15 protein-coding genes are annotated in these 13,855 nt (G+C 39.0%); 12 read left to right on the top strand and 3 right to left on the bottom strand.

The features are described from left to right. From AC3E7H_RS09720 to AC3E7H_RS09695, 6 genes are all read left to right on the top strand, one after another. Window positions 1-339 (top strand): FtsX-like permease family protein (locus AC3E7H_RS09720; protein WP_490676484.1); only part of this gene is annotated, 339 nt, incomplete at its 5' end. A 451-nt stretch (window positions 340-790) separates the two neighbouring features. After that, window positions 791-1,840 carry a DUF389 domain-containing protein gene (locus AC3E7H_RS09715; protein ID WP_414310307.1) on the top strand — a complete coding sequence of 350 codons (1,050 nt, stop codon included), beginning with the start codon at window positions 791-793 and terminating at the stop codon, window positions 1,838-1,840. Window positions 1,841-2,559: 719 nt separating this feature from the next. After that, window positions 2,560-2,862, top strand: a complete 303-nt coding sequence (locus AC3E7H_RS09710) for a TMEM175 family protein (protein ID WP_006151097.1) — start codon at window positions 2,560-2,562, stop codon at window positions 2,860-2,862. Next, a complete protein-coding gene (locus tag AC3E7H_RS09705; RefSeq protein ID WP_000397555.1) occupies window positions 2,787-3,146 on the top strand; it encodes a hypothetical protein in 360 nt (119 codons plus the stop codon). Before AC3E7H_RS09710 ends, AC3E7H_RS09705 begins: the two co-directional genes overlap by 76 nt. Further along, window positions 3,143-3,466 carry a potassium channel family protein gene (locus tag AC3E7H_RS09700; RefSeq protein WP_000825751.1) on the top strand — a complete coding sequence of 108 codons (324 nt, stop codon included), beginning with the start codon at window positions 3,143-3,145 and terminating at the stop codon, window positions 3,464-3,466. The genes AC3E7H_RS09705 and AC3E7H_RS09700 overlap by 4 nt, the downstream gene beginning before the upstream one ends. Beyond that, the gene (locus AC3E7H_RS09695; protein ID WP_490676483.1) at window positions 3,463-4,512 is read left to right on the top strand and encodes a DUF389 domain-containing protein; all 1,050 of its coding nucleotides are present in this window, start codon (window positions 3,463-3,465) and stop codon (window positions 4,510-4,512) included. Before AC3E7H_RS09700 ends, AC3E7H_RS09695 begins: the two co-directional genes overlap by 4 nt. A gap of 206 nt (window positions 4,513-4,718) precedes the next feature. On the opposite strand, the gene thrS is transcribed toward AC3E7H_RS09695, so the two are convergent. Next, the gene (gene thrS / locus AC3E7H_RS09690) at window positions 4,719-6,662 is read right to left on the bottom strand and encodes a threonine--tRNA ligase (protein WP_490676482.1); all 1,944 of its coding nucleotides are present in this window, start codon (window positions 6,660-6,662) and stop codon (window positions 4,719-4,721) included. Window positions 6,663-6,979: 317 nt separating this feature from the next. Next, window positions 6,980-7,351 (bottom strand): hypothetical protein, encoded by a 372-nt coding sequence (locus tag AC3E7H_RS09685; protein WP_414282664.1) that lies wholly within the window; start codon window positions 7,349-7,351, stop codon window positions 6,980-6,982. Between the two features lie 204 nt (window positions 7,352-7,555). Between AC3E7H_RS09685 and rpsO the strand changes: the two genes are divergently transcribed. The 6 genes from rpsO (at window position 7,556) to AC3E7H_RS09655 (ending at window position 13,514) form a co-directional block, all read left to right on the top strand. Further along, window positions 7,556-7,825: a 30S ribosomal protein S15 gene (gene rpsO, locus AC3E7H_RS09680; RefSeq protein WP_001018251.1), complete on the top strand. Its 270-nt coding sequence runs from the start codon at window positions 7,556-7,558 to the stop codon at window positions 7,823-7,825. Window positions 7,826-8,501: 676 nt separating this feature from the next. Beyond that, window positions 8,502-9,548 carry a FecCD family ABC transporter permease gene (locus AC3E7H_RS09675; protein WP_000624116.1) on the top strand — a complete coding sequence of 349 codons (1,047 nt, stop codon included), beginning with the start codon at window positions 8,502-8,504 and terminating at the stop codon, window positions 9,546-9,548. Between the two features lies 1 nt (window position 9,549). Continuing rightward, entirely contained in the window at window positions 9,550-10,305 is a 756-nt protein-coding gene (locus AC3E7H_RS09670; protein WP_000365190.1) for an ABC transporter ATP-binding protein, read from the top strand. A gap of 22 nt (window positions 10,306-10,327) precedes the next feature. Then, the gene (locus tag AC3E7H_RS09665; RefSeq protein ID WP_000749360.1) at window positions 10,328-11,338 is read left to right on the top strand and encodes an ABC transporter substrate-binding protein; all 1,011 of its coding nucleotides are present in this window, start codon (window positions 10,328-10,330) and stop codon (window positions 11,336-11,338) included. Continuing rightward, complete coding sequence (locus AC3E7H_RS09660) at window positions 11,319-12,014, top strand: alpha/beta hydrolase-fold protein (RefSeq protein ID WP_000176108.1); 696 nt, start codon at window positions 11,319-11,321, stop codon at window positions 12,012-12,014. Before AC3E7H_RS09665 ends, AC3E7H_RS09660 begins: the two co-directional genes overlap by 20 nt. 156 nt (window positions 12,015-12,170) lie before the next feature. After that, window positions 12,171-13,514 (top strand): DEAD/DEAH box helicase, encoded by a 1,344-nt coding sequence (locus tag AC3E7H_RS09655; protein ID WP_000010994.1) that lies wholly within the window; start codon window positions 12,171-12,173, stop codon window positions 13,512-13,514. A 106-nt stretch (window positions 13,515-13,620) separates the two neighbouring features. On the opposite strand, the gene AC3E7H_RS09650 is transcribed toward AC3E7H_RS09655, so the two are convergent. Then, a partial coding sequence (locus tag AC3E7H_RS09650; protein WP_490676481.1) for a hypothetical protein occupies window positions 13,621-13,855 on the bottom strand: 235 nt, incomplete at its 5' end.

Genomic DNA, 13,855 nt, shown 5'->3' with positions numbered 1-13,855 from the left:
GTAGGTACTGTACTGGTCATTTACTATAAACAAATCTCAGAAGGTTATGAGGATCGTGAACGCTTTGTCATCCTGCAAAAAGTGGGCTTGGATCAAAAACAAATCAAACAAACCATTAACAAGCAAGTCTTGACTGTTTTCTTCCTCCCTGTAATCTTTGCTTTCCTACACTTGGCTTTTGCCTATCATATGTTAAGTTTGATTCTTAAGGTCATTGGGGTAGTAGATACAGCTATGATGTTAAGTGTAACACTTTCTATTTGTGGTATCTTTGCCCTCATCTACGTACTTATCTTTATGATTACTTCAAGAAGTTATCGTAGAATTGTTCAAATGTAAAAATAAAGGATATAATGTAAAGTATGAAAGTTATTTTGACGGAGGAATCCTAGATTATATTGGATACTCTATCTTAGTAGCTATAATTTGCGGGTTTACCTTGGGGAACACAACACCTTGGGTGGTTTGCATGATGCAAAATTGGAAAACCAAACACACTCATCATGTTTAAACATTAAAACGTTATCTTCTTTCAGAGGAGATAACGTTTTTTTCTTCTTTGGATAAGGAAACAAAAATTTCTACCTTTCTCTATCTTTTAAATTGATTGAGTTCTTCAGAGAAAGATTGTAAAATTTTTGATATAATATGCAGGATGGACTGATGGATATTTAAAGGATAATTTTCAAAAGAATGACAGGTGAGAATTAAAAATATGTAAGATTGGACAGAAGTCTCTCTGCCATCGTCTTTGCAGAAACAAGATTATATGAAATAAAAGGAGTAACCAATGACTGCCAATTATTCAACACGGGAATACCGTGAGAAATTATACGATGACCTTCATGTTCGATTGAGAGATACAGCGATTTTGATGTGTGCAATTTTTATTGCCTCTATCGGACTAAATATGAATTCAACAGCTGTCATTATAGGAGCCATGTTGATTTCACCTCTCATGACACCGATTGTTGGACTGGGATTCGGTTTAGCTATTTTTGATACGCGTTTAATCAAGCAATCTCTACAGGTTTTATTGACTCAAGTGTTGGTCAGTTTGCTTGTCTCGACTCTGTATTTCTGGATTTCTCCCTTGTCTTATGCAAGTAGCGAGTTGATTGCACGAACCTCTCCAACCATTTGGGATGTCCTCATTGCTATTGCTGGTGGGATTGCTGGTGTGATCGGTTCAAGGAAAAAAGAAGCAAACAATATCGTGCCAGGAGTAGCCATTGCTACAGCTCTGATGCCGCCTATCTGTACTGCTGGCTATGGTTTAGCTAATGGGAATGTACGATTTTTATTGGGGGCTCTCTATCTTTTCTTGATCAACTGTGTCTTTATCATGCTAGCCAACATTGTTGGAACAAGAATTTTGATGAGAAAATCTCCTTTAACTTCATTTAAAGAGCTGAGCATTAAAATGAGAATTGGCTTGATATCTTTGATTGTATTGTTGATTCTTCCAGCTAGCTATTCGGCAGTTACTCTGACAATAGAACAAGCGCGCAAAGAAGGGATCAAACAGTTTGTAGGAAAAGAGTTCGCCAATTATACGGTTATTAATCAAGTCTACAAGTCAAGTAACAATGAATTGGTCTTGACGGTTGTTGGAGATCCGATTTCAGAAGAAGAATTAGAAACACTCCACCAAAAACAAGCCTCTTACGGTATTCAATCTGTTCAATTGAAAGTGAATCAAGTTCAGAACTCGCCAACATTAGATAGTGAAGCGACCAAGGAATTTTATGAAAACATTGACAAGTATATTGATCAAAAACTCTCTGAAAAAGATTCACAAAACGATCTCGTAAAAGAAAATGAAGCAGACAAGGATTGAGGACAATGAACTGAATCGGTTTTTACGCCGTGTTTTTCTTGTATCTTCCTCTTTCTTACTTATAGCAGGTTGTTTTTGCTTGAATAAGAAATAAATTAGAAGTTCTATCATCTAAGAAAAATGATGAACAAAAAATCATTTAACTAATGGTGTGAACGTTTAGTGTTTATCAGCTCCATTCTCTGTAATTTTGGGGGTAAAATCCACACCATTCGGATAAAATTAGTTGAATTTGATTGGAAAAAAGCTTTTATAAAAGCGGAGAAAAGTCTTGATATTACGCTGTTTTTAGTCCAACTGAAATTCATACTTTCCAAACCAGGCTTGAAAAAAGCTCGTAAAGCATCACAATTTAGTAAACGTTAAAACTTATTTAAACTTATTGAAAGCATTTCGTATCAAAAATACGGGATGCTTTTTCTGTTCACCCCAAATTTTTGTAACTAGGTGATACTTGAAATTAATACAAATTTGGTTGTTTTTGATAAATCTAAGCAACACTACATGATGAAGTGAAAGGGGATGAATCTTTGATAGTATTCACTTATTGTGAAATATGATATATTTATTAATTAGATGGATGAATACTTCTAGAGTTAAATATAGTATAATAGGGACATACTTTTTGGTTTATTTTTGTTTGTAGTCGGATTATGAAAGAATATCCAATATTATGCGATAAGATAGAATGTTACAAAAAAGAAAGGGGATGCAATCCGATGAAGAAAGACAGATTAATTGTATTGACAGATGCTGTTCTAGCAATTATTATGACCATCTTGGTTTTAGAGTTAGAAAAACCAACAACACCAAGTCTTGAAGCTTTTTGGGATTTACGGCAAAATTTCTTTGCTTGTTTTCTTTCCTTTTTCTGGTTGGGATCGTTATGGATGGCACTAAACACATTATGGGAAAAGGTTGAGAAAATTTCCTCAGAAATTATTTGGTGGAATTTGTTTCTACTCTTGGAGCGGCAGGAGTTCTCTTTGGAGAATTTCATGCCATCCAAGATACCAGTCTGAATGATGTGGTGGACCGGATCTATATAAATGTCAAGGATTTACCGTTTCAGTCCTTGGGAGCTTTAGCTAATATCCTGTCTGATATTAAGAAGGGACTGATTCAAGACAGTCATATCTGGTCTTTCTTCCAGTCATTTTTCAAACAATATCAGTTGATAATCAGCTTAAATCAGATCTATCAGTTTGTCTATCTTTCTCTGATGGAGATCATGTCCTATCTTCACTTTGATTATTGGAAAAAAACGGCTCGGTCAGGAGCTAGTATGAATAAGGAGAACAAATGAAACGTTTAAAAATGTTATGGCATATTATGCAGGTTACGGGTTTTACTCGGTTTGCTCTGAGTTTTGTGACCTTTGTTTTTGGGTCAGGAGGCGTGCTTTTCCTAGTTGAACCTGCTATCACAAATTACGGAGACGGTCTTTGGTATGCTTTTGTGACTTCGACGACTGTCGGCTACGGGGATCTCCTAGCTGTGACCTTGATTGGAAGGATTACCAGTGTCTTCTTGACGATTTATGGGCTCATATTTTTTGGCTGTTTATCAGCTGTTATTTTTAATTATTATACCAATTTAAATAAGGAAAGAGGAGAGGACAAATGACTGCCAATTATTCAACACGGGAATACCGTGAGAAATTATACGATGACCTTCATGTTCGATTGAGAGATACAGCGATTTTGATGTGTGCAATTTTTATTGCCTCTATCGGACTAAATATGAATTCAACAGCTGTCATTATAGGAGCCATGTTGATTTCACCTCTCATGACACCGATTGTTGGACTGGGATTCGGTTTAGCTATTTTTGATACGCGTTTAATCAAGCAATCTCTAGAGGTTTTATTGACTCAAGTGTTGGTCAGTTTGCTTGTCTCGACTCTGTATTTCTGGATTTCTCCCTTGTCTTATGCAAGTAGCGAGTTGATTGCACGAACCTCTCCAACCATTTGGGATGTCCTCATTGCTATTGCTGGTGGGATTGCTGGTGTGATCGGTTCAAGGAAAAAAGAAGCAAACAATATCGTGCCAGGAGTAGCCATTGCTACAGCTCTGATGCCGCCTATCTGTACTGCTGGCTATGGTTTAGCTAATGGGAATGTACGATTTTTATTGGGGGCTCTCTATCTTTTCTTGATCAACTGTGTCTTTATCATGCTAGCCAACATTGTTGGAACAAGAATTTTGATGAGAAAATCTCCTTTAACTTCATTTAAAGAGCTGAGCATTAAAATGAGAATTGGCTTGATATCTTTGATTGTATTGTTGATTCTTCCAGCCAGCTATTCAGCAGTCACTCTGACGATGGATCAAGCGCGAAAAGAAGGGATCAAACAGTTTGTAGGAAATGAGTTCGCCAATCATACGGTCATTAATCAAGTCTACAAGTCAAGTAATAATGAATTGGTCTTGACGGTTGTTGGAGATCCGATTTCAGAAGAAGAATTAGAAACCATTCGCCAAAAACAAGCCTCTTACGGTATTCAATCTGTTCAATTGAAAGTCAAGCAATTCCATAATTCGGCAAAATTAGATAGTGAGACGACCAAGGAATTTTACGAAAACATTGACAAGTATATCGAACAAAAACTCTCTGAAAAAGATTTACAAAACGATCGCGCAAAAGAAAATGAAGCAGACAAGGATTGAGGATAGTCAACTTATCTAACTCATGGAAGCAAATCCTGGGAGGATATCCTATATCCAAAAGTTAATGGATAGAAAGAATTGTTGATGAGGATACTATTTGTGGAAGTTTGACCAATCACTACTAGCTCAGGCTAAATAAAGAAGCAACAACGTTTTCAGTTGTTGCTTCTTTATTTAGCTGGAATTTTTATCCCAGATTTTATCGTTTATTTTTCAACTCGTGATTTGTTGGCAATATCTGCAAGAATCAATTCTACAAATGCGTCTACAGGCATAGTTTCAGTTTCTTTTTGACCATAACGGCGAACGTTTACAGCCTTCTCTTCCATTTCCTTGTCACCGACGATCAATTGGTAAGGAATTTTTTGTGTTTGAGAAGCACGGATCTTGAACTGCATTTTTTCATTGCGTTCATCCACATCCGCACGGACACCACGGTCACGGAGCTTCTTAGCTACTTCCCAAGCGTAGTCCACATGTTTCTCGTTAGAAACTGGGATAAGAGTCACTTGGTGAGGTGCTAACCATGTAGGGAAAGCGCCCTTGTAGTTCTCAATCAAAATCGCTGTGAAGCGTTCCATAGTTGAGATAACACCACGGTGGATCATAACTGGACGGTGTTCTTCACCATCAGCTCCGATGTATTTAAGGTCGAAGCGTTCTGGAAGCAAGAAGTCAAGCTGGATAGTAGAAAGAGTTTCTTCTTTACCAAGAGCTGTCTTGACTTGGATATCCAATTTTGGTCCGTAGAAGGCTGCTTCCCCTTCAGCTTCAAAATAGTCAACACCCATCTCATCAAGGGCAGCACGAAGCATGGTTTGAGCATTTTCCCACATTTCATCGTTATCAAAGTACTTGTGAGTATCTTGAGGGTCACGAAGAGAGAGGCGGAAGCGGTATTCAGTCAAGTTGAAGTCTTCATAAACATCGATAATCAACTGAAGAGCACGTTGGAATTCTTCTTGGATTTGTTCAGGAGTTACAAAGAGGTGACCGTCGTTGAGAGACATTTCACGCACACGTTGAAGACCAGTGAGAGCTCCAGATTTTTCGTAACGGTGCATCATCCCGATTTCAGCGATACGGATTGGTAATTCACGGTATGAGTGTACATGGTGTTTAAAGACTTGGATGTGGTGTGGGCAGTTCATTGGACGAAGAACGAATTCTTCACCGTCTCCCATGTCCATAGTTGGGAACATGTCTTCTTGGTAATGATCCCAGTGACCAGAAGTCTTGTAAAGCTCTACAGAAGCAAGTGGTGGAGTGTATACGTGTTGGTAGCCAGAAGCCAACTCTTTGTCGACGATGTAACGTTCCAATTCACGACGGATAGTGGCACCATTTGGCAACCAGAATGGAAGACCTTGACCAACTTCTTGAGAAATCATGAAGAGGTCAAGCTCTTTACCAAGTTTACGGTGGTCACGTTCCTTAGCTTCTTCACGCATTTGAAGGTAGTTCTTCAAGTCTTTCTTGTCGAACCAAGCTGTACCGTAGATACGTTGCATCATAGCGTTGTCGCTATTTCCACGCCAGTAAGCACCAGCTACATTAAGAAGGTGGAAGATTTGGATGCGACCTGTTGATGGTACGTGAGGTCCACGGCAGAGGTCCACGTACTCACCTTGACGGTAGATGGTCAAGCCACCCTCGTCTTCTGAGTGTTCCTCGATCAATTCCAATTTGTATGGATCGTTTTTGAAGATTTCACGCGCTTCATCTTTAGTCACTTCCTCACGGATTGATGGGAAGTTTTCCTTAACGATTTTTTGCATTTCTTCTTCGATACGAGGAAGATCTTCATTAGAGATTTGACCCGCTTGGTTGTCTGTATCGTAGTAGAAACCATCTTCAATCGCTGGACCAACTCCCAAGTGAATGTCTGGGAAGAGGCGACGAGCAGCTTGGGCAAATAAGTGGGCCGCTGAGTGACGCAAGATTGGAAGAGCGTCTTCATGATCAGGTGTTACGATTTCGATGCTTCCGTCTTCAGTGATCGCACGAGTAGTATCGATGAGTTTGCCGTTAAATTTACCAGCAAGAGCTTTTTTCGCTAGGGAATTGCTGATGGATTGGGCAATTTCAAAAGTTGTAACGCCAGATTCGAATTCACGAACAGCGCCATCTGGGAAAGTAATTTGAATCATGATTTTCTCCTTATATTGGTTATCCATTATTTCTAAAGTAGAAGTGTTTCCCTATTTGCAGTTTTAAATCAAGAAAAACAAAAAGCGACATCCTAAAAAGGACGTCGCAACGTGGTTCCACCTTCATTTATGTACAACAAAAACTGTTGACACCTCTGATTGGCTCTAACGTGGCCACCGTTTTATGTTTGCATAAAAGTCAGTAGAGTAGTATCAGTTTAGGCTTCCTATGCGTTCTCAGCAACCACGCACTCTCTGGTAGAAAGGGGCTAAGTGACTTGTCTCTATGCATTATTATAGCATGATTGTGAGATTTTTCAAGGATTTTGTGAAAGTTTTTTCCTTTTCAGTTTTTGTACTAGATTCTTAATAGCGACACCGACAGCCATACCTACTAGGGCAAAGATTTCATAGGCTAGGAAGTAGAGAAGGATAAATTCTCCGAAAGTAATGATAGTAAATCCATAGAGTAAGCAACTACCTAAAAGCCAATGCAGTGAAAAACCAAATCGGTAGCTATAAAGAAGAGAGACTATAAAAACTACAACAGGCGAAATGATGAATATATTTAAAAGATAGAGCTCCGTTAGTTTTGGATTCTGTAATAGTAGTATAAATAATCCATAAAGTGGACAATAAAAGAAAAATACGACCAGATAGTAGGGGAGATATTTAAAGAATTTACGCATGGTAATCACCTCGTTATAAAACTATCAACTTAGATATCCTTCCTATGAATATTATAGCATATTTGCAGTAAGAATAGTAAATCAGTTGACAAAGAAGTTAGTTATTGGTAGAATAGAAACTGTCGTAAAGACAAATAACTTCTTCTTGGTTACAGGCATGCCAACCTGTCACTCGGATGAAGCCAAATAAAAAGGAGAAACATCATGGCAATCTCAAAAGAGAAAAAAAATGAAATCATCGCACAATATGCACGTCACGAAGGTGATACAGGTTCAGTAGAGGTTCAAGTTGCTGTCCTTACTTGGGAAATCAACCACCTTAACGAACACATCAAACAACACAAAAAAGACCACGCTACTTACCGTGGATTGATGAAGAAAATCGGTCGCCGTCGTAACTTGCTTGCATACTTGCGTAAAAACGACGTTAACCGTTACCGTGAGTTGATCAACTCTCTTGGACTTCGTCGTTAATCTTGCGTCTAAAACGTTTCTATACTTCGTTGGCTTCGCCTCGATGTACCATCAGTACAATCTTCGGCTTTCCGCCTAGTCTATAAACGTTTTATCCAGCAAAAAGAAAAGCTCTCTGACTTCAGAGGGCTTTTCTTTTTGCCAAGTGCTAATGCCGTGTTCAATTGAGCATATCTTGAACGTAAGGCTACTCGATTGAGTAGTCTTTTTTTATTTTCGTCACCTTACCTCGATATACTCAAGTATTATCATCGGTTACGGTTCCTAGCACTGTAAGGTAAAATAAACCAGAAAGGTCTCACTTCGGGGAGATTTTTTAGTTTCACTAAAATTTTTGTACAATCTTCGGCTTGCCGCCTAGTCTATAAACGTTTTATCCAGCAAGAATAGAGCTCTCTAATTTCAGAGAGCTTTTTTATTTTCGTTACCTTACCTCAATATACTCAAGTATGTTCTTCGGTTAGGATTCCTAGCACTGTAAGGTAAAATAAACCAGAAAGGTCTCCCTTCGGGGAGATTTTTTAGTTTCATTAGGATTTTAGCCTGAGCTCAATCAGCTCTCTAGTTTCAACAGTCTTTTTAGTCTGTATCTTTCTAGCCTTGTTCCAGATTTGGAAATGTGGTATACTATTTATGAAAATTGTCTAAATTTTTAATTTTATTAAGGGAGGGTTTCATGATTTCCAAATCTTCTGGAAGCCATCAAAACCTGCGATATGTTTTTCTCCTAGCTCTGTTGCTCGGAGCTTTGGGTGTCTCTCTGTTTCTAGCTGTTTCTATGGGGTCTGTTCAGATTAGCTTGAGTGATACTTATAGAATTATTTTAAGTAAGATGGGGGCCCCTCTGGACATAGGAGACCTTTCGAAGTCTACACTTGCTATTGTTTGGAATATGAGATTACCACGGGTTTTTCTTGGTTTGATAGTTGGTGCAGGCCTTTCCATGTGTGGTAGCGTCATGCAGTCAACGGTCAATAATCCAATCGCAGAACCTTATGTTTTAGGAATTTCTGCTGGGGCAACCTTTGGTGCAACTTTGAGTATTATTCTTGGTTTTAAGGTCATGATTGGTCTTGGCTCTTTCCTTGGAGCGCTTGTGGCAACAGTTGCAGTCCTTCTGATTGCTTCCATGCAAGGCAGGATGACAACTTCAAGCCTGATTTTATCAGGGACAGTTGTGAATGCACTATTTTTGGCTTTTTCAAACTTTATTATCTCAATTGGCGCTAATGCTGATAGTGTCATGACCATCAAGTTTTGGACCATGGGTTCTTTAGCGGGAACTTCCTGGACTCACTTAACCTTGCCAACTATAATCGTGGGAATTGCTTTTTTATTTTTCTCTACCCAATATCGTGTTTTTAATGCCATGATGATGGGTGATGAGGCGGCTTTGACCTTAGGGATTCCCCTACGTTTTTACTGGTATCTTTATGTGACGATTGTGGCTATAATGACAGCAATCTTGGTATCGACCTGTGGGATTATTGGTTTTGTTGGTCTCATCACACCTCATTTGGCACGAAGCTTGGTGGGGACAAATTACAGAAGACTTTTTCCGATAGCTACTTTGCTCGGCGCACTTTTTGTTGTTTGGGCAGATGTCCTTGCTCGTGTCTTGATTCAAAATGCTGAGCTGCCGATTGGAATTTTTACAGCTCTAGTAGGTGCCCCTTTCTTTATCTACATGGTTGGAAATAGACGAGGGGAGGTGAAGGTCTGATATGGATTTAATGTGCCAGGATATTCACTTTGGAATCGGAGAGAAAAAAATTCTCAAAGGAGTGTCGCTCAAACTGGAGGGCAAGCAATTTCATACCATTTTGGGACCCAATGGAAGTGGGAAAACTAGCTTGCTGAAACTCCTCTATCGACAGGAAAAGCCTGATCAAGGCTTGATTTCTCTAAATGGAAAACCCTTGGAACAAATGAGCGTCAAGGAAACGGCAAAGCAGATGGCAGTCGTCACGCAGTTTAATCAGTTACAATTTGATTGTAGGGTTGAAGAAATCGTCATGCTGGGTAGAACGCCCCATCTCTCTTTCTTACAAAAGGAAAAAGAAAAAGACTTTGCCTTGGTTGAGGATGCTTTGGTCAAGGTAGATCTGCTCGAAAAGAGAAGTCGTCTCTACTCTTCTCTATCAGGAGGAGAGAAACAACGGGTTTTATTGGCACGCGCCTTGGCCCAAGAGCCGACACTCTTGCTCTTAGACGAACCGACCAATCATTTAGATATCAAGTACCAGCTAGACTTGTTGACCATTGTCAAACATCTCAATATCAATGTACTAGCAGTATTACACGATATTCAGCTAGCTTGTCGCTATTCAGACTATCTCTATCTAATGAAAGAAGGAGAGATTGTTTACCAAGGGACTCCAAAAGAGACCATCACACCAGAGTCTTTGCAGGCTGTCTATGGTGTCCAAAGTAGGGTTACTTGGACGGAAGACCAACAAGCCATGATTCACTATTTATAAAAAATGAAAAGGAAAACAAAACATGAAAAAATCACTCAGTATTTTGCTCCTAACAGTAGCTACCTTAACTTTAGCAGCTTGTGGAAATAGTGCAACAGAAAAAGCTAGCACACAATCAAGCGCAGAGACAAGTCAAAAATCCACTACAGAAACCAACTATCCTGTAACCATCAAAACTTATGATGCCAAAGGAAATGAAGTCGAACAAGTCTTTGAAAAGGCTCCTGAAAAGGTCATCACCAACAACCTATCAACAACTGAAATCCTACTTGAACTTGGTTTGAAGGATAAAATTGCTGGTATGCTCAATCCTGATAATGCCGTAACTGGTAAATACAAGGAAGCCATTGAAGCCATCCCTCATATTGGTGATAAAAAATCAGTCTCACAAGAAACAGTTCTTTCTTATGAACCTGATGCCTTGATGGGACGTAATATGATGTTCTCTGAAAAGTCAATGGGAACTATCAGCGCTTGGAATGAAAATAAAATCCCTGTTTATACGCAAAAAGCCTCACTATCAAATATCCAACAGGATTTGGGAAATATCGTTGAAGATGTGAAGAATCTTGGTACCATTTTCAATGTTCAAGATAAGGCAAACCAATACGCAGAGCAATTGCAAGCTAAAATCGATGCGGTTAAAAAAGCTAATCCAGAAACACAGGGTGAAAAGAAAAAAGCTTTGATTATGGTTGCTTATAACGATGAAACCTTTGGTGCCTACAAGTCAGCACTTCAAGAAAGTTTGCTCAACCAACTTGGTTACACAAATGTCGCAACAGGAACATCTGGCTTGACCTTGGAAAATCTAGTATCAATGGATCCAGAGTTGATTATCTATGTAACCAGCGACCGCAATCAAAAGTTGGATGAAAAAGCAGTGGATTTGATGAAGGCAAATGCTGTTTTGGAAAATGTACCAGCAATCAAGAATCAAAAAATCATGACCATCTCTTACGATGAGTTGATGGACTACGGTCCTGCAGTGATTGATTCACTTGAAAAAATCAATGACTTTATCAAGAAATAAGGAGTTTAACTGGGAAGGGATTCGTGTTAGAGTCAGTCTTCCTTCAAACTATGACTCTAAACAAGCCTATCCAGTTGTGCTCTTAAACGATGGGGAACTGGATTATTTATCAGACCTGTCCCAATCTGTGATTTTAGTGGGTTTGGTTCCAGAAAACCGTCTGGATGACTTTACACCTTGGAAAGCTAGTTCTTTGAAAGAAGGGGCTCCAGATTTTGGTGGAAAGGTAGATGCCTACAATCAAAAGGTCTTTCAAGGGATTCTAACAACTCTAAAAAAATCCTACTTGATTGATGAAAGTAGGATTGCTTATGGTGGCTATTCACTGGGCGGTCTTGCTGCTGTTTATAGTCTCTATAGCAATCATCTACCTATGACCTGTATTTTCTCTATCTGTGGTTCCTTCTGGTATCCAGACTTTATAGACTTTTGCAGGGAACATGACTTGATACAGAGCCAAAGCCTGATTTATCTACAAAATGGTCAGACAGAAGGTGCCAATCATTCCAATCGTCTATCTAAGGCTCCTGTTTTTGCAAGGGATCTACATAATTTAATTTCAGAAGCAGTTCCCTCAACATATTCCACCTTTGATGCTTATGGGCATCATGAAGCTCTCGACCAACGCTATCAACATTTTTGTGACTGGCTAAAAAAAGAGTGGAAGCTTACGTAAAAATCTAATACTCTTTGTTTAGGATGGACAGAGAGTATTTTTCTTGTCTTTATTCGGGTACATTTTAAAATTTCAGTGAGTTTATCTAAAATGAAAGTTTAACTGAAATGCAGCAAAATGTGGTATAATGAGTAGATAGATAGAATCGAGGATATTATGTCATTTACGAAATTTAAATTTAAAAAATATATAGAAGAAGCTTTGGAGGAGTTGAAGTTTACGACTCCTACCGAGGTGCAGGAAAAGTTGATTCCTATTGTCTTGGCAGGTCGTGACTTGGTTGGTGAATCAAAAACAGGTTCAGGGAAAACTCACACCTTCTTGCTTCCAATTTTCCAACAATTGGACGAAGAGAGTGACAGTGTGCAGGCGGTTATTACAGCTCCAAGTCGTGAGTTAGCAACACAGATTTATCAAGCGGCTCGTCAGATCGCATCACATTCAGATGTTGAGATTCGTGTTGTGAACTACGTTGGTGGAACAGACAAGGCCCGTCAGATTGACAAATTAGCAAGCAACCAGCCCCATATCGTCATTGGAACACCAGGTCGTATCTATGATTTGGTAAAATCGGGTGATTTGGCTATTCACAAGGCTAAGACCTTTGTAGTCGATGAAGCTGATATGACTCTAGATATGGGATTCTTGGAGACGGTTGATAAGATTGCAGGAAGTCTTCCGAAAGACTTGCAGTTCATGGTCTTTTCAGCGACTATCCCACAAAAATTGCAACCATTCTTGAAAAAATACTTGTCAAATCCCGTCATGGAAAAAATCAAGACCAAAACAGTTATCTCAGATACCATTGATAACTGGTTGATTTCTACTAAAGGTCGTGATAAGAATGCCCAGATTTATGAATTGACTCAAGTCATGCAGCCATACTTAGCAATGATTTTTGTCAATACAAAAACTCGTGCAGATGAATTGCATGCTTACCTGACTGCGCAAGGTCTAAAGGTAGCGAAGATTCATGGAGATATTGCGCCTCGTGAACGTAAACGGATCATGAATCAGGTGAAAAATCTTGATTTTGAGTATATCGTAGCGACTGACTTGGCTGCGCGTGGGATTGATATTGAGGGTGTCAGCCATGTTATCAATGATGCTATTCCACAAGACTTGTCCTTCTTTGTTCACCGTGTTGGACGAACTGGACGTAATGGTCTACCTGGTACAGCCATTACTCTTTACCAGCCTAGTGAGGACTCAGATATTCGTGAGTTAGAGAAACTAGGGATCAAGTTTGTGCCTAAGATGGTTAAAGACGGAGAATTCCAAGATACCTATGACCGCGATCGTCGTGCCAATCGTGAGAAGAAACAGGAAAAACTGGACATCGAAATGATTGGTTTGGTTAAAAAGAAAAAGAAAAAAGTCAAACCAGGATATAAGAAAAAAATCCAGTGGGCTGTCGATGAAAAACGCCGTAAAACCAAGCGAGCAGAAGGTCGTGCTCGTGGACGTGCAGAGCGAAAAGCTAAGCGCCAGACATTTTAAAAATAAGATAGTAGGACCAAGTCGGTTTTACTGTTTTTTTGAGCAATGAAAAGGATATTCCTTAACATTAAGATTAGTTCTGTGAGATTGAGTGTGATAATACTTCCTACTGTAGTTCAGGCTTGTTCGATAATAGCAGAGTAGTGAGAAGAACGCTATAAAGTTCAATTAAGAAAGTACCAAAATTGTTAAAAGTTCTTAGCAGCGGGAGAAGATTAAGATTTTTAGTTGTTAAAATGTTGTCAAACCAAAATACATCAGGTGTTTTTGATTCATAAATTAAGAATTTGGATGCTAACAAGAAAATAAAAACGCTGAAATCATTGATTTCAAGCGTTTTT

The sequence above is a fragment of the Streptococcus sp. SCPM-O-B-15304 (M98) genome, from assembly GCF_058200215.1.
Note: the sequence above shows the minus strand (reverse complement) of the source record. Positions and strands in the feature narration are given on the sequence as shown.